The organism is Bacteriovorax sp. PP10, from assembly GCF_035013165.1.
Classification (GTDB): Bacteria; Bdellovibrionota; Bacteriovoracia; order Bacteriovoracales; family Bacteriovoracaceae; genus Bacteriovorax; species Bacteriovorax antarcticus.
The window spans coordinates 890,370-907,954 of the sequence record NZ_JAYGJQ010000001.1; the positions used below are offsets into that span (position 1 = coordinate 890,370).

Genomic DNA, 17,585 nt, shown 5'->3' on the forward strand with positions numbered 1-17,585 from the left:
GAAAAATTAAAAAGATTCTTGTATCATCTGATTTAAGTCGTTACACTTTAAGAGATAATTACTTATTGAGGTTTCAATGAAAACAGATTTTGATACATTGCGTGCACTCGCTAGCTATACAATCAACAATCTCAAAGAGAAAAAGTTGATTGAATTTCACCCTTCAAAGCGTGAAGAACTAATTGAAGCTATGGCGACTGAATACGGCGTTAGTTTTGCAACTGATGAAGACGTAAGAGACCAAGCTATTGAAGAAGTAGAAGAGAAAATGGGGGTTGATAACCTACCAGAAGACGTGACTGAATCAGAAATGTTCAACCACGCTAGAAAAGAAATCATTAAATCGTTTAACGGCGAGAATATTGGTGGATTATATCTAGTTGAGTCTCTTCACCAAATCGCAGTTAGAATGAAAGACTTTGTTCTTAATTGTGATTTAATTGATGATGTTTTTGGATCTGATGAAGATCTAATCGCATTCCTAGTGGCTAAGATCAGACTTTTCTCTCCTAAAAAGAACTAATTTTGTTAAGAAGGCCTGGTGAAAACCAGGCCTTTTTAGTTTTAGGGCCTATAAAAATTCCCAATTAATTTAGTCTGAGATTTAAATCTGCTGGAACTCGAGTCCTAAGGCATAGTACTCATCTTTCCCATAACCTCTTTTAGTATGAACTCTGGCGTTTTTAATAACCGCTTTCATTTCATTACCAAGAGATTCAAAAAAACTTAGTCCCTCAAGAGCGATCGCCTCATTCAGCTTCACTGAACTCAACGTCTCTTTACTGACGATAATGCAAATTCCACTTTTAGAAATATTATAAATAGGGCAGGCAACGTTCACCTGCGCTTCATCATTATCTTTACTGTTAAATTTTGCGGCCACAAATCTTTTTTCTTCCTGATCAATATACACACGTGGGTGAATACGTAATTCTTTCAAACGTACGTCATGAGGAATTTGAAAAGTGAGTGATCCATTTTTTCCAGCATGAACAATTGATGTTCTGGTTTTAAAAACGAAGTCCTGAACTTGTAGTAAAAAGTATGTTTCAAGGTGAGTGTTGAAGTGAGCTTTATCAATATCATTAATCGCGATAGAGAAGACACCTTCAAAGATGTCGATTGAAGCAAACTTTACTTCACATTTAAAAGAACGTTCTTGTGTCTTGGGATCTTTCTGCCAGATCGTCATAGTTGTTTCTGCTTCAAATTTCTTTTGAACCAGCTTTACAATTTCTTCACGGCTTTTCGAAATACGGTATTCGGAAACACTCATAGAAATATTATCGGTGGAATCTGGAATTTACTCAAGATTAGCAAAATATTCACTACTTCCGGGAGACCCCCCTGGCAATGAAAGTAGTCACTTAAATAAATTCTACTACCCAACTACTTCCAGTCTTAGCATGACCTCTTCAAAATACGGGCCTTCTACTAGTCCGTTTAGAATAGAGCTTTTGCTTTCGGCATACATATAATGACCGTGCTCAATATCGCGGATTAAGAAAGCATCGTAGTAAAGTCTCTCAGCGCGGTCAGCAGTTGCTGTTCCTTCCAAGCGAAGCATTTCATACTTACCAGATTTGATGAGATCTTTTTCTGCAAAGTCTGATGGATTATGAATCACGCTATTTTCTTCGTCGAAGAGAATTCTTCTATCCGAAATTTTTTCTTTGAAGAGTTCGATAATATCTTTATCGCTATTTTCTGTGATCCAGATAAAACGTGCTTCCCAATCGTAACGAGTGTCGAGACGTTTGAAGCAGATTTCATTTTCATTTCCTGTATCAACCAAACTCCACCAGCGCGGAGTGAGTAGTTTAAAATTTTTAAAAATTATTTCCTGTGCATTTTCCAGATAATTTCTTTTTTCATTTTTAATAACTCGCATAGTGTACACACCAAGGGCCATCAAAAGAAAGAAGGCGAGCCACTCGAAAGCGAGCCCTAAATTGGCCATAACCATGAAAAACCCTCGGGTATTGAAGCTGATCATTCTCAACTTATTTAGTTATACAAATTATTCTCATCGCGATTACCAAGGCTTAGAGCTAAACCCTAGTAGGCAGAAAGATCTCACTAAACTTTTCTCAGGTAATTGCCGAAAATAAGTATTGAGTAGTTCTAAGATCTCGATAATTCCTTTTTGGAGACGCGTTTATGAAGCGATATTACAACAAACACCAACAGGCTTTCAAAGGGAAAGTTCTAATAAGTTTAATGTCTATGACATTACTTTTGAACTTTGAAACACCTGCGTTTGCAGCTTCATCCATGGACTGTGCGGGTATGAATCACCCAGCGTACCAAGATGAGTATCGTGCATGTTTACGAACAGAGATTGCCGTTTCAGCAAGTGATGCTGGTGTGGATTGTATCGACTGTTTATTTGCAGCAAAAGAAAAAGAATCGAACCCATGGGTTGAAGCACTAGGTATCGTGGCACAGCCACTTGCCTTCGTTGGAGCAACTTACCTGGGAGCAAAATACGCTAACAAATCTCAAGAGGCGTGGGCAGATGCTTACACGCAAGGACACGTTCAGTGTACGAATAGATTCAACTCATATTTAGATTATTCAGTTTCATCAGGAGCAAACCCGGTTCTTCCAGAAGATGCAGCAGGACTAGCGTCTTCATGTAATGGAATGGGAATGGGATCATATGCTGGATACGGTGGATTAGCTGGTAACGGTTACGGCGGTTACGGAAATCCATTTCAGTCAGCTGGTTACTCATCAGGATACCTTGGTGGGATGATGGGCCCTTATTACGGCGGCGGATACGGTGCTGGCGTTGGTGGTGGTTATGGATCAGGACTTGGGCTAGGCCTTGGTAGTGGTTTAGGCGGACTACTTGGATACGGAAACGGAGGCGGAATTAACATCGGTGGTTCAATTGGAATCGGCGGTGGTCTTGGTGGATACCCCGGTATGGGTGGCATCGGTGGTGGAATCGGAGGATACCCAGGAATGGGTGGAATCGGTGGTGGCATCGGCGGATACCCTGGAATGGGCGGAATCGGAATTGGCGGTGGTATCGGTATCGGTGGTGGCCTTGGTGGTTACCCAGGTATGGGCGGTGGTATCGGCGGATACCCAGGAATGGGTGGAGGCATTGGTATCGGTGGATATCCTGGAATGGGTGGAATTGGTGGCATCGGTGGTTACCCAGGAATGGGAGGAATCGGTGGTGGAATTAATATCGGTGGCGGTCTAGGAGGATACCCAGGAATGGGCGGAATCGGAGGCGGTCTTGGTGGATATCCTGGTGGAGGAATCGGAATCGGTGGCGGGATCAATATCGGTGGTGGCCTTGGTGGTTACCCAGGTGGCGGACTTGGCGGTGGAATCGGTGGATACCCAGGAATGGGCGGTGGAATCGGAGTTGGATACCCTGGAATGGGTGGAGGCATTGGTGGTTACCCAAGTACAGGTGGAATGTATCCTGGAATTGGCATAGGTGTTGGTGGTGGAATGAATGGTCCATACGCTCCTTACCCAGGTGGAATTGGAATGGGTCAAGGTAATATGGGGGGATGTGGAATCCTTTGTATTAGCGGTGGTGTAAATATTGGTGGTGGTGTTAACGGTGGTCTTGGCTTCCCTAACGGTGGCGGAATCGGTGGTTACCCTATTGGTGGCGGTGGATATTATCCAGGCCTAGGTGGGATTAACGGCGGAATCAATGGCGGAATCGGTGGATACCCTAATGGTGGAATCAATGGCGGAATTGGTGGATACCCTAACGGTGGAATCAATGGCGGAATCGGTGGATACCCTAATGGTGGAATCAACGGCGGAATTGGTGGATACCCTAATGGTGGAATCAACGGCGGAATTGGTGGATACCCTAATGGTGGAATCAACGGCGGAATAGGCGGATATCCAAACGGTGGTATTGCTGGAAACGGCGGAATCAACGGTGGATATTATCCTCCATACGGAAACGGTGGATATAATAACGGTTACCCTTACGGAAATAACGGAGCGTACTACCCTAATGGTGGTGTTTACGGGCCGGGAACTATTGGTGGTGGAGCTGGTATCGGAAACGGTAACGGTGGAACATACAATGGTGGATACTGGGGTGGAACTGGTGGATACAATGGTGGTAGTGGATACGGAACTGGTGGCGTGAACACTGGTTACTACGATCAGTACCAACAGCAACAACAAATGCAAATGGGGATCATGGGACAAAACCAGGCCGTTGCAGCTAGAGCTCAAGGGAATGCGATGGCAAACCAAATGGGAGCATCAGCACTTCAGTCTACTTATCAGAATGCATACAATGATCTGTATTCGATGGGTGGAGCTGGATACTACGGTGGAACACCTTACTCTGCAGGAAACTCAGGCGGGATCTTTGGTGTATCAGGTGGGATTTCAGGAAGTATTGGTTTTTAATTAATACAAAAAATTTGATTTAACAAAAGGGCCATCTTTTATAGATGGCCTTTTTTTATTTATAGTTGGGTCACATTTGTAATCTTCCAATAAGATGAGGCATTTCTTTCTCCTCTGATTTTTACTCCAATTTCTAACTTATTAGTATTATACGACGATAAATTCATAGGCTCTATGTCGTTAGTATATCTATTATTAGTGGTCGTATTTTAGGGATGAGATGAAATTTTCTGTTCTTTTATTATTAACAGTTCTTTTTTTATCTGGTTGTATTGCCGGGAAGGAAGACCTGAAAATAACGATCAAAGAAAAACCTAAAGCGACAACGTCTAATGTTTTAAACGCATCTATTTCTTCTGTTCAAATTATTAATCATCAACTTGTCATTACTGGCGCAGGTCTTGCTGATGTAACCAATGTTAAAGTTGGTGGCAATTCTCTTAATGAAACTTTTTCTATCGAATCTAAATCAGCGACTCAGATTATTGCCAATTCAATAAGTATCTTTTCATTTGATGTGGCGAAAGTTTTTAACTTGATTTTATCAGATGCAAATGCCAGCGCGACTTTCCCAATTGATTTTTCACTTTGTAATGCAACTTTAAATGGGAAGGGATTTAATTGCGCGATCACAGCAGTTGATAAAGATGTTTTATCTTACGATGCTGTTTCTGGAAAGTGGAAGCCACGTGCGGCCACTGGGATCAATTATCTTGGAGCATTTAATGCTTCAACAAATCCTCCAGCGCCAACTCCAAATCCTTTTCCTGCTGCAGGTTCTTACTATATTGTCAGCGCAGATGGGATGATTGGAACAACTTCATTTGTGATTGGTGACTGGCTAATTTCAAATGGAACTGCTTGGCAAAAAATTGGTAACTCTACATTAGTCACTTCTGTCTTCTCACGCACAGGTCATGTGGTTGCTCAGGAAGGTGATTACGATCTTGATAAACTTACCGATGTTGATTTATCAGTGGCACCGACGAATGGAAAAGTTTTAAAGTTCAATGGAACAAAGTGGGTGGCATCAGACGATTTATCTGGTGGTGGAGCAGGTTCTGTAACGGCGGCTGAAATTGCAGCGGGTGCAGTGACGGATGCAAAAATTAATACAGTTTCAGCAACTAAAATTACTGGAACATTAACTAGTGCTCAAATATTAGATGGCACAATTGTTAATGCCGACATCAATGCAGCGGCAGCGATTGATTATTCAAAATTAAACATTCCGAATACGACAATTCCATACGCAAAACTTAACATCGCTGATGGTGATATTCCTGCTTCAAAAATTTCAGGAATTCCCGCGGCCACTTCAGTGCTTGCGACGACGATTGTGGATAACGATTTAACCCACGCACCAGATGGAAACGCAGTCTTCGATGCCTTAGGATTAAAATTAAATAAGACAGGTGGCACACTTACGATTGGAACAATTAGTGGTGTACCAACTCCAACGAATAGTGATGATGTGGCCAATAAAGGTTACACCGACACTCGTGATGCTTTAAAAGTTTCAAAGGCCGGCGATACAATGTCGGGTGTTTTAACTTTAGATAGTGACCTGAAGATTAAAGGTGGAGCAAATTACGTAACAGTAAAAGGTCACGCAACAAGTACTGCTTATGATTTAGTGTTACCGATTAATAAAGGTACAAGTGGGTATGTTTTATCAACTGATGGAAATGGAAACACTTCATGGATCGATGCCTCAACAGCAGTGACGGCGCTAGATACTGATGATGTGGCAGAAGGTTCAAGACTTTATTTTACAAAAGCAAAAGTTTTAGCAACTGACCTTGCCGGATTAAATACTGGAGTCGCTGGTCCAATTGTCGCAGCTGATACAGTTCTTGGAGCGATGGGGAAGTTACAATACCAGGTAACAGATTTAAAATCGAAAGGTCAGTGGGAAAAATCAGCGAGTGATCTTTATTACTCAGCTGGTGATGTTCAAATTGATAAAAATTTAAAATTTAAAGATAGTGGAACAAACTTTGTTCAAATTAAAGCTCCTGCGACAGTAGGGACGACTTATACATTAACAATGCCTACGACGGCCGGTTTAGTAAATCAGGTTTTAAAAACTGATGGAGCAGGCGCTCTTGCTTGGGTAGATGTAGCAGATGGCTCTGTTAAGGCCTTCGCGAAAGCAAATCTTCCCACGTGTAATGCCGGTGAAGTTTTAAAATCAAACGGAACAAGTTTTTCTTGTGTCACAGATAACTCTGGTGCCGGGGCCTTTACTGGTACGGTCAATAAAGCAGTGGTAACTGACGCTGGTGGAGCGTTAGCTGTAAGTGCGACGTCTTCAACTGAGTTAGGTTATGTTGCTGGTGTGACGAGCGCTATTCAAACACAATTAAATGCGAAACAAGCATCAGATGCAACCCTGACTTCATTAGCTGCTTTTAATACGAACGGTATTTTAGTTCAAACAGCAGCGGATACATTTACTGGAAGAACTCTTACTGGAACAACTAACAGAGTAACTGTTACTAATGGTGATGGAGTTGCAGGTAATCCAACATTAAATATTCCAACGGCATTGTTACCTTCACCAGTTATCGGTGATGTCGGAAAATTTTTAAAAGCAACTGCGGCCGATACATCTGTGTGAACTGCCCTTGGATTATCAGATGTCACAACAGCATTAGGATTTACTCCTGTTAATAAAGCAGGGGATTCAATAACGACAGGAACATTTGATTTTAGCGGAGCTGCGATCTTAAGGGCGCGTGATCCAGTTGCTGGAACAGATGTTGCCAATAAACAATACGTCGATAGTTACGGGCAATGGACAAAAGGTGGAAGTGATCTTTACCGCTTGACTGGAAATGTAGGAATCGGGACGGCGACACCAAGTCAAAAGTTAGATGTTAATGGGAATATTCAAATCGGAGTAAACTCTGCAACTTCATCAAGCATTTTACTTTCGCCAAGTGTAACAGCACAGGGATACATTAGACTGACTTCAGATGCAAATGCAAATTACCTACAATCAGGTCTTGATAGCACGGCGGGAAGTACAAAGGATTTACGATTTAGTCCAAATTTGACAGCGACACCTTGGATGGCAATTCAAGGGACCAGCGGTAATGTTGGGATCGGAATATCTAATCCATCAGCTTCATTACAAGTTAATAAAACTTCACCGACGGGAACTATTAGCTCAACTGCGACGGCGGTCACTGGAGTTGGTACCAACTTTACTTCATCATTTTCTGTGGGTGATCAAATCCTAGCAGGTGGGCAAGCGAAGTCGATAACGGCCATCGCTGATGCTACAAATATGACTCTGAGTGCTTCGTTTACATCAGACCTGGTTGCAGGAACGACTTATGCGAGAGTTGGGGCCATTTTAAATTCCGGGAATGTTGGTATCGGAACAACAGCTCCTCAGGAAAAATTAGTAGTCAATGGAAACATACAAGTAGTGAACGGAAATTTAATGATAGCGAGAAGTTCGGCAGCAAACCGTTATCTTGATTTTGGACAGTTTTCGTACATGTATTCAAGAAATTTAGGTGCCGATAACATCAATGCTGATAGTTATGGGCTCGTCATGTCTAACGGCGCTACGATGACTGATCAAACAACGAATACTTTCACTAATTCAAATCCTTGGTTTCAACCAACCAAATTAGAAATGAGAAAAGGAAATTTTTCATTTGATTGGAGGGCCAGTGCAGGTGGTGTCACTGAAACCTGGACTGAGGCCGGATGGACGAACCGTCTTTATATCAATGGCTCTAGCGGTAAGATCGGAATTGGATCAATAACTCCTCAAACTAAACTCGATGTTAACGGAGCGATTCGTGTCGGAGTAGATGCTACAGCATGTTCAGCGGCGATCGCTGGAGCGATGAGATTTAATACTCCGAACGTTGAATTTTGTAATGGAACTTCATGGGCACCATTTGGTACAAGTGGAGCAACTGTTGCTTCAGCACAAATTACAGATGGAACAATTGTCGATGCAGATATAAATGCAGCGGCCAATATTACAGCAACTAAACTTGGAACTGGTGTTGTTGATAATACAGAACTTAGTTATATCGATGGTGTGACATCTTCAATTCAAACACAATTGAATGCAAAACAAGCATTAGATGCAACATTGACTTCACTAGCTGCTTTTAATACGAATGGTATTTTAGTTCAAACAGCAGCGGATACATTTACGGGAAGAACGATTGCAGGAACAGCTAACAGATTGACTGTTACCAATGGTGATGGAATTGCAGGCAATCCAACGATAGATATTCCAACGGCATTGTTGCCTTCACCGGTTGTTGGTGATGTCGGAAAATTTTTAAAAGCGACAGCGGCCAACACATCGGTGTGGACTGCGTTTGGTTCATCAGATGTCACAACAGCATTAGGTTTTACTCCAGTTAATAAAGCAGGTGATTCACTAACAACCGGTACATTTACTTTGAGTGGAGCTGCTGTTTTAAGAACACTCGATCCAATTGCCGCAACAGATGTGGCCAACAAGCAATATGTCGATAGCTATGGGCAGTGGACAAAAAATGGAAGTGATATTTATCGAGCGAGTGGAAATGTAGGAATTGGGACAACGACTCCTAGCTCAGGTTTGGAAGTTGTGAATACGACCATTGGTTCTGGTCGAGGTGTATATAGCACACAGATAAATACTGGTCAGCACGGAGCTTTATTTGTTGGAAAGAAAGCAGAGGGGACACCAGGGGCTCCGTTGGCCATAAGTTCTACGGACTTTCTCGTTGCCTTGATATCACAAGGGTATAATGGCTCTGCCTTCAGCGGGAATTATATCAATGTGGCGGGAGTTGCGACTGAGGGGTGGACACCAACGGCCAATGGTATGGCAACCGTTCTCTACTCTAATGCGAATGGAACGGCGGCGGGTCTGGAGCGCATGCGTATCGATCAAAGCGGTAACGTCGGGATTGGTACGACAACACCTACTTATCTTATGGATCTCTATGCAACTAGTCCGACGATGCGAATTCGAAGTGTTTCAAACGATGCTGTCGGGCCAACACTTAAACTGACAGAAGATCTAAGTGAAAATGGCGGTTATATCCGTTATCAAGCGAGTACGAATACGCTGGATCTTGGTGTGATTAACACTGCTGTGGAAATCAATGCTCTTTCAATTGTTCGAGCAAGTGGTAACGTCGGTGTTGGGACGACTGCAGCTTCTGAAAAATTAGAAATTGCCGGTAACGTAAAGGCGACATCTTATCTTTATACTTCTGACCGTCGTTTAAAAACGAATATTGTAACAATTGAAGACTCACTGGAAAAAATTCTTTCTCTTCGCGGAGTTGAATTCGACTGGAAAAAATCGGGTGATCATGAAATCGGTTTAATCGCTCAGGAAGTAGAAGAAGTTGAACCTAATCTGGTGACGACTTCTGCTGTTGATGGAATGAAGGCCGTTAAGTACGGAAACATTGTTGCTCTTTTAATTGAGGCCATCAAAGCTGAACATCAAATCCTTGAAGACAACAAAAAGACCTTTGCTTTAATGCAATCTGGATTAAAGAAACTCGACCAAAGAACTTCGAAACTTGAAAGAGAGGTTGCATCTTTAAAAGAAGAAAATGCAGAACTCAAAATTGAGTTGGACAAAATTAAAAAATACCTGAAAATTAAATAATGAAAAAAATATTGTTTCTATTGTTGTATCCGGCAACCTCTTTTGCCATAGGTACCCTCAATGAAGGGTATATGATCGTTCATGGCACGAGTGAAAGAATCAATGCCCATGCAACTTGTAAAAAAGTCGCTAATGCTCACGCTTCAAGAGATTATTTTATTCCGACTAAAACTTCACCTGAATGGACGAGTTTTGTAACGAATCCACCAACGAGTGTGACTTTTTCAAATTGTGATGCCACTTATCGCTCTTGTCAGGATATTTTGCGGGCCAACCCTGCTTCTACCTCGGGGAAATATACTATTGACCCGGATGGCGTAGGAAACGGTTATGCGGCCTTCGATACTTACTGTGATATGACAACTGATGGAGGAGGCTGGACTCTTGTCTGGTCTAACACTCGCGGTGGAACCAATAAACCAAATACCAATCAAACATGGTATTCAGCAACGACGACCACTCCATTATGTTCACAGGCCAATGGTTCTGGGACAACTTGTGCGACTTATTTAAACAACGACAAAGAACAGTTTAATTATTTTTTGGGACTTGATTATTGGAATAGAATTGCGGGACAAAATTCTAATATGGAAGTTCGTTATGAGTGGCGACCAGATTACGGACAGGCGATTGCTCAGGACTCAAAATGGAACATCAAAAGACTTTCTCCCTCAACGCTCTATTTTCCAAAAGCATCGAATTCTATTAAAACGACAGGTGCCCTGACAGCGGGACTTTTTTCGACACATATGAGCGCTCAATATTTTACAACAACTGATTTAGATAACGACCTCAATGGCGTCATAAATTGCGGGACCAGTTATTCTGGAGCACCTCTTTGGTACAATAGTTGTTGGTCTGGAAGTATTAATGGTGGTGGTGAAAATAGTGGTGGTGGACAATATAATGGGGCCCTTTATTCGGGATCATCTGTAGCATGGGGAGCGGCCGACGGTACTGGAGCAGGGAATGGCTGGCTCTATGTTCGCGAGTATGAATACCCTGCCAACTGTACTGAAATCAAATCGAAAAATCCTACAGCGCCTGATGGACTTTACACTATTGATTCAGATGGAGCAGGAGGTAGTGCTCCTCAATTAGTAAAATGCGATATGACCACTGATGGTGGTGGGTGGACTTTAGTTTTTAATCACAATAAGACCGATGGATATTTTACCAATGCTACGCAAGCTTCTTCATACAATGTCGGCAAACCACTCAGTTATCGTTATTCAATTTTATCATCACTCGAATCAATGCGTTCGAGAAAAGGAAATTTTACATTTAAAATAGACTGGCCAGGTTATGCTCCTAGAAATATCTGGCAACAAAGAACCAATCCAGCTGTCGATCAGGCAATTGATGGTTACATCCCTCTTTCAATTCAGGCATCAACAAATGGATGGGGAGGGCTTGAGCGCAATTGTACTGTCGACTGTGCTAACGCTTTTATGGATGGAGCAGTAGGTGTAGGAACTTGGTATTATGGAATTGGAGTTTATGCGTCCTGGGGAGCACCAGGAGGTCTTCCTTCTAGTAATGCGGTCGGTGGGAGTGGAGTTAGTGTTAACCAAACAGAACTTTGGGTTCGCGATGATAGTTTTATTCTCAATACACCTCGCGACTGCCAGGAGATTTTAGAATACGGGCAATCAATTGGTGATGGATTGTACTGGATCGATTCAGATGGAGTTGGTGGCAATGCTTCTTACCAAGCGTACTGTGATATGACTTCCGATGGTGGTGGATGGACTCTTGTTTTCAATCACAATATTGCCGGTGGATATTTTGCGAATGCGGCCGATGCTCTTTCAAAAAATCCTGCAACTCCATCTGCAAATCATTATTCAATTCTTAATAAGCTGGATGAGTTTAAATCAAACGGTCTTTATATTTTTAAAATCAATTGGCCTGGATATAATCCAAGAAATATTTGGGCGCAAACAACCAACCCAACTGTTGATCAGGCCGTTGGTGGTTACATTCCTCTTTCGATTAATGCTACCACTAATCAATGGGGAGGACTGGAGCGCTACTGTGCCGTACGTTGCACTACTTCTTTAATGGAAGGTTCTATTAATCACAGTGATTGGTTTTATTCGATCGGAGCCTTTGGAGCTTATGGGACGCCTGCTGGAATACCTGCTAGTGATGGCGTTGTTGCTTCACCTGCTGGAGCTCCACAGGTACAACTGTGGACTAGAAGAAGTGAAGGACAATTCACTAAGAGAAGTTGCAAAGAAATTTTAGATGCAGGCCTTTCAACTGGAAGTGGTTTTTATCTGATTGATCCAGATGGTGTTGGTGGAACTTATCAACCGGTTCGCGTTTACTGTGACATGGTAACATCCGGAGGAGGATGGACTCGCGTGGCCTACTCCAATGGAACTGTGACTGCGGTAACGGTGCCAGATGATTTTTTTGCCAATACATATAGAAGAGACTTTATAGGTCTAAGTACAGTTACTAATAATGCGTCTTCGTTAAATCCTGAACAATTTTCTAAGTTGACTAATACAACAGATGCAATGTTGGTAGCAGCAGCATACTCGGCCACACCAATTGTTGAAACGGCCATTGGTCTCTGGGATTATGACGTCGCAAAGTGTGCTGGAACCCTAAGACACACTTCGAGGACAGCTGGCTGTGCAGGACAGACCTCTAACGATAATTTTGCGACTTCTGACATGTTTAATATCGCTCTTAATGCTGGTGCCGAGGGGATAGTGCCTTACTATCGCAATCATGGTGCAAGCGAGCTTTGTTATAACGGTAAAGGTAATTGTAGTTTTGAATTTTATCTAAGATAGAAACAAAAAGGCCATCTAGATAGATGGCCTTTTTGTTTATTTAAATTTAATTTGCGCAAGGCGCAGGATTCTTATTTTTTGTGCATTAAAGTTCTGTAGTCATCCTGGAACAGAACTTCGATCTTATTGTCGTCGATTAACTTCTCAACAACACCTTGGCCAAACGATGGGTGATCAATAACGTCACCAGTCTGGAATGATCCTTTGATTGAATATTCTTTGTTTTCCGCTGTTGATTTACCAATAGCGCGTGTCCACATTTCACCAACTGTCTCTGTTGATTTTCTAGATGATCCAGAGCGAGCAGTTTTGATCACTTTCGCTACTGATGTTTTTTTCTTTTTTGCACTTGGATCTTTGTATGATTGTGTTGACTTGCAAGTCTTACACATAACTTTATCTGGTTCAGTTGCTGATTTCATAGTCACGATGATGTGTGCTAGGATTAATTTGCATTTTGAACAGTTTGAGAGGATTTCTTTTCCGACGCCGATTGCTGCAGACATAATGAACCTTTTGAAGAAGGGAATTCAACAAGAGTATAGAAAGTGGACGATTCTGTAAAGGACAATAAGCCAAAAGCGACCCTGGTCACAGTGAAAATGGAGGATAAAGCTAAGCTTCTTCCGACTAAACCAGGTTGTTATTTGATGAAAAATAAGGACCAACAAATAATTTACGTTGGGAAGGCGAAAAACCTGCGTTCGCGCGTAACGTCTTATTTTAATTCTTCTTCTAAAAACGCTAAAACAGAAATCCTAGTGAGTCATATTGTCGATTTTGACTTCATCATGACGACGTCAGATGCGGAGAGTTTCGTTCTCGAAAACACGCTGATTAAGAAACACACACCCAAATATAACATCCGTTTAAAAGACGATAAATCGTATCCCTATGTGGTTATCAATCACAATGAACCTTTTCCGCGTTTAGAATTTATTAGAAGAGTGAAAAGAGGAAAAGGCATCGAAGTCTTCGGGCCATTTGTGACTGGAAGTAACGTCTGGGACATTATTCGAATTTTAACTCAGAGTTTTTGTCTTCGCGATTGCACTTTGACTGAATTTAGAAAAAGAAAAGAGCCTTGTCTGCTTTATCAAATGCATCAGTGTAGTGCTCCTTGTGTGGGGAAAATCGATGCTTCCGAATATGAAAAAGATATGGCGTTTGCTCGCGATATGTTTTCGGGAAGTGGAAGTAAAACGCTGAAGGAATTAGAACATCGTATGGCCCGCGCTGCTGAGAATGAAGAGTTTGAAAAAGCTGCTCTTATTCGCGATAACATGAGTAAGCTTGGTGAGTTTGCCAATAACTTCAAACAAGAAAACGCTGAACATAACGATGAAAAAAATCTTGATATCGTGGCCTATTATCAAGGTGAAAATGAAGTTGATATTTCTATCTACATGATGAGAAATGGTGTTTTACTAGGGCACAAAAATTTTAACTTTTCGAATCTTGATATTGTTGAAGAGGTTGAAGACTCAGTTTTAAATTATCTATTTCAATATTATGCCAACACATATGATTCACTTCCGCAGTTGATTATCACTCAGATGACTGAAGAGTCGAATGGGTTATTACAAGCGGGAATTGAGACTCTGGATAAAAATATTCGTGTACGTGCTCCTCAGAAAAAATATGAATCTTTCCTGAATTTAACTCGTGATCACGCTTTCGAGCAGCAGCGAGTTCGTTTGCTTCATGAAGACTCAGTGTATGTTGGGTTAAATAAATTAAAAGATTTGTTAGGATTGAAAGAGCGTCCGGTTGTGCTTGAGTGTTATGACGTTGCTGTTTTTCAAGGATCAAGTCCGACAGCTTCGCAAATTGTTTTTCACGATGGAAAACCTGATAAGAAAAACTATCGTTACTATCATATGGAAGAGCGCCCTGAAGGAAATAACGACTTTGCTATGATGAGAGAGTTGATCATCAGGCGTTCGGATAACGGAAGTTTGCCGGATGTCTTTATTGTCGATGGTGGTCTCGGGCAAGTGAATATTTTTAAAGAAGCATTGAAGGAATTAAATATTCCCATTCCTGTGGTGGGGATTGCGAAGTCGAAAAATATTCGCACGAAAGAAGGCTTTAGAAGTGAGGATATTAAGAAGTCTGAAGAACGACTGATTATTCCCGGAAGATCGAATCCATTTTTCTTAAATCAGAATAGATCATTGTTTAAGATTATTGTTCAGATGAGAGATGAGGCCCATAGATTTTCGAGAAAACTTCACCATAAAGAAGAAACGAAAAGGGTGTTTAATAAGAAAGTTCCTAGGAAGAAAAAAGATTTAACGACTGGGAAGGAAAGGAAGAAGGTTGAGATTGAATTAGATCCGGGACCTGAGGAATAAAAAAAGCTCCTTTTTTAAGGGAGCTTTTTGAATCAATCGAGTGGCATCCATATTATTTATTACGGGCCTTACGATCGAAATTTAAAAAATTTCTAGTTAATCACATGAATAATCTTACGTTGTCCCTGACCGCAGTCTGGACATCTCGCTGACTCTTGCATTAGAAGATTCTTATAGTCAGACAAATGCGTAAGAACCAATTTAGCTCCACAGATTTGGCAGTCATTGATGATCTTTTTTACGTTCTTGATATCACCGTAATACTCTTGGAAGTTCTCAAATTTGTAGTCTGTTTCCATTGACATGCAGGGGCTCCTGTTTGCTGTTACATAATACATTTCGGAATTTTTTCTCGCGTCTTTACACTTAGACCTAAAAATGGGAACTTAGGGATAATTTTGCTTATGGACCAACAATTTAAAAAAATCATTCAAAAAACTAAAGCTTGGAATCAAGGGACTGAACCTTTGGCCCATACTTTTGAAGGGGCCCTTTTTAAGGACTCTGCGTGGCCGTTTGCCTTTGATGAATCAGTGACCACTGAATCAGCAATGAAACAAACGATTGCTCCCACTACTGCACCTGTAGCGTCTCCAGCAAAAACTGCTATGAAAGTAGAACCTAAAGTTGCATTAAAAGCAGATGCACTGTCATTGGTGTTATTTGTGGGTGATTCGTACGTTGAAGCTAGCGGTGAAGATCTTCTAGGGAAAATGATTGTCGCAATGAAATTGCGCCCAGGAGAGTTCAATAGAGTGCCTTTCAATGAGAAGCTGGAAGATGTGAACGATCTTGCAAAAAATCTTACTGAACCCTCTGCTGAAACAATCGAATTGTTAGAACAAATCAAAAAGTTTAAACCGAACATTGTCGTCAGTCTTGGAGCGACAGTAACTAATATTTTGTTAGGAAAGAGAGAGAAATTGTCAGGTATTCACGGACAGTTTTTCGATAAAACTCTGACTCTTAATAATGAATCATATACTTATCAGGTCATGCCGATTTTTCACCCTGATTTCCTTATCATTAATCCCAATATGAAACGCACTGCCTGGATTGATCTACAAAAAGTAATGGAGCGTGTAGGGAAGATTTGATCAACCTTGTAGGGTAGGTCTTTTTCTCGGTACACTATATAGATGCAGATCCTAGGATGGGTTCTAGTTATCAATAATTTTTTTTGGATAAAGCGAGTAGGATGCTCAAACTTTTTTTCATCACACTACTAATCGTCATTAGTTCGGTTCAGGAAGCATTCAGCGGCCCGGTCGTCAGTGTACGCATTGGTAAATCCTTAAAAAATATTCACGTCACCGGATTAGATTTAAAAAGACACTTAATCTTTAATAACGATTTTAAAAGTTACACTGGTAAAAAAACAGTGAAGTTTAATTGTGAAACTTATACGACATTAAACAACCAAAGAAATAAACCTATCCTACTGGCGACTCTTGAGTCTCCAACAGGTTTGTTGTCCTATGAAAATGTAAAGTACCAGGGTCTCTTTAAAGTTGTGACAAATCCTAAAGGGGATAGTTGTGACATCATTAATGATATTCCAATGGAAGCTTATATCAGTTCACTTCTAACGAAAGAGATGAACTCTAAGTGGCCGATTGAAGCGCTAAAAGCACAAGCTGTCGCAGCTAGAAGTTATGCTCTTCATAAAATGAAAAGTCAGCAGGTAAGTAAAGAGCTTGGTAGTGAAGCGTTTTATGATTTAGAGAGTTCAGAAAAGCATCAGGTGAGTGGGGCCTTCTTTGATTCAACTCCATCAACTGTTCTTGCAGCAAGTGAAACCAGAGGTGAAGTTTTATTAACCGCAGATGGCCAGCTTCGTCCGATTTTTTTCAATTCAAAATGTGGCGGTAAAACACTGAGACCTGATCAGGTCTGGCACAATCGCGAACCAAGTTATCAATCAGTGAACTGTCCATTCTGTCACAATATCGGACCTAAGAGCTGGAGCAAGTGGATCAGTCAGGATCGTATGAAAGACTTCTTTAGATGGGCAAGCGAAAAGAAAATTCTGCAAGAAAAGTTAGAGTCTAATTTTTCTTCGGTTGTTCTTGTTCCGGATAATATCGATAAATTCACAGTTAATTTTTATATTAACGACAGGCCTTATATAGTTGAGAAGGCCGCACTTCGAAGATTTTTTGGAAATGTATTGTTTCCATCAAACTCTTTTGCACTAGAAGTTAAACATGGAAACTTCACAGCGTACGGCGAAGGCCTGGGACATGGAGTTGGTTTATGCCAAATGGGTGCTTTTGCCATGGCCCGCATGGGTTGGTCTTATAAAAAAATCCTCGCACACTACTTTCCTGAACACGTTCTGAAAAAGATGTATTAGAC

General features: G+C 41.3%; 12 protein-coding genes. 8 read left to right on the forward strand and 4 right to left on the reverse strand.

The window, feature by feature from the left end; translation table 11 throughout:
• Window positions 1–76 precede the first annotated feature (76 nt).
• Window positions 77–523 carry a hypothetical protein gene (locus SHI21_RS04365; RefSeq protein WP_323574929.1) on the forward strand — a complete coding sequence of 149 codons (447 nt, stop codon included), beginning with the start codon at window positions 77–79 and terminating at the stop codon, window positions 521–523.
• A gap of 81 nt (window positions 524–604) precedes the next feature.
• Here SHI21_RS04365 and SHI21_RS04370 read toward each other — a convergent pair whose 3' ends face one another.
• Together SHI21_RS04370 and SHI21_RS04375 are read right to left on the reverse strand one after the other, a co-directional pair.
• Window positions 605–1,276 carry a hypothetical protein gene (locus SHI21_RS04370; RefSeq protein ID WP_323574931.1) on the reverse strand — a complete coding sequence of 224 codons (672 nt, stop codon included), beginning with the start codon at window positions 1,274–1,276 and terminating at the stop codon, window positions 605–607.
• A gap of 105 nt (window positions 1,277–1,381) precedes the next feature.
• On the reverse strand, window positions 1,382–1,966 hold the full coding sequence (locus SHI21_RS04375; protein WP_323574932.1) for a hypothetical protein: 585 nt from the start codon (window positions 1,964–1,966) through the stop codon (window positions 1,382–1,384).
• A gap of 194 nt (window positions 1,967–2,160) precedes the next feature.
• Here SHI21_RS04375 and SHI21_RS04380 point away from each other — a divergent pair, with 194 nt between their 5' ends.
• The 4 genes from SHI21_RS04380 to SHI21_RS04395 all read left to right on the forward strand — a co-directional run bounded on the left by SHI21_RS04380 (window position 2,161) and on the right by SHI21_RS04395 (window position 12,870).
• Window positions 2,161–4,407, forward strand: a complete 2,247-nt coding sequence (locus tag SHI21_RS04380) for a hypothetical protein (RefSeq protein ID WP_323574933.1) — start codon at window positions 2,161–2,163, stop codon at window positions 4,405–4,407.
• A gap of 220 nt (window positions 4,408–4,627) precedes the next feature.
• Window positions 4,628–7,030 carry a hypothetical protein gene (locus SHI21_RS04385; protein ID WP_323574934.1) on the forward strand — a complete coding sequence of 801 codons (2,403 nt, stop codon included), beginning with the start codon at window positions 4,628–4,630 and terminating at the stop codon, window positions 7,028–7,030.
• Window positions 7,031–7,237: 207 nt separating this feature from the next.
• On the forward strand, window positions 7,238–10,060 hold the full coding sequence (locus SHI21_RS04390; protein WP_323574939.1) for a tail fiber domain-containing protein: 2,823 nt from the start codon (window positions 7,238–7,240) through the stop codon (window positions 10,058–10,060).
• Window positions 10,060–12,870: a fibrinogen-like YCDxxxxGGGW domain-containing protein gene (locus SHI21_RS04395; protein ID WP_323574943.1), complete on the forward strand. Its 2,811-nt coding sequence runs from the start codon at window positions 10,060–10,062 to the stop codon at window positions 12,868–12,870. The genes SHI21_RS04390 and SHI21_RS04395 overlap by 1 nt, the downstream gene beginning before the upstream one ends.
• A gap of 71 nt (window positions 12,871–12,941) precedes the next feature.
• On the opposite strand, the gene SHI21_RS04400 is transcribed toward SHI21_RS04395, so the two are convergent.
• A complete protein-coding gene (locus SHI21_RS04400; protein ID WP_323574946.1) occupies window positions 12,942–13,376 on the reverse strand; it encodes a hypothetical protein in 435 nt (144 codons plus the stop codon).
• A 42-nt stretch (window positions 13,377–13,418) separates the two neighbouring features.
• Here SHI21_RS04400 and uvrC point away from each other — a divergent pair, with 42 nt between their 5' ends.
• Window positions 13,419–15,227, forward strand: a complete 1,809-nt coding sequence (gene uvrC / locus SHI21_RS04405) for an excinuclease ABC subunit UvrC (protein WP_323574949.1) — start codon at window positions 13,419–13,421, stop codon at window positions 15,225–15,227.
• A 92-nt stretch (window positions 15,228–15,319) separates the two neighbouring features.
• Here the strand turns inward: uvrC and SHI21_RS04410 are convergent, their stop codons facing one another.
• On the reverse strand, window positions 15,320–15,532 hold the full coding sequence (locus tag SHI21_RS04410) for a hypothetical protein (protein ID WP_323574954.1): 213 nt from the start codon (window positions 15,530–15,532) through the stop codon (window positions 15,320–15,322).
• Between the two features lie 99 nt (window positions 15,533–15,631).
• On the opposite strand from SHI21_RS04410, the gene SHI21_RS04415 reads away from it, so the two are divergent.
• Window positions 15,632–16,324 (forward strand): uracil-DNA glycosylase family protein, encoded by a 693-nt coding sequence (locus tag SHI21_RS04415; protein ID WP_323574962.1) that lies wholly within the window; start codon window positions 15,632–15,634, stop codon window positions 16,322–16,324.
• A gap of 101 nt (window positions 16,325–16,425) precedes the next feature.
• Window positions 16,426–17,583: a SpoIID/LytB domain-containing protein gene (locus tag SHI21_RS04420; protein ID WP_323574966.1), complete on the forward strand. Its 1,158-nt coding sequence runs from the start codon at window positions 16,426–16,428 to the stop codon at window positions 17,581–17,583.
• Window positions 17,584–17,585: the final 2 nt, after the last annotated feature.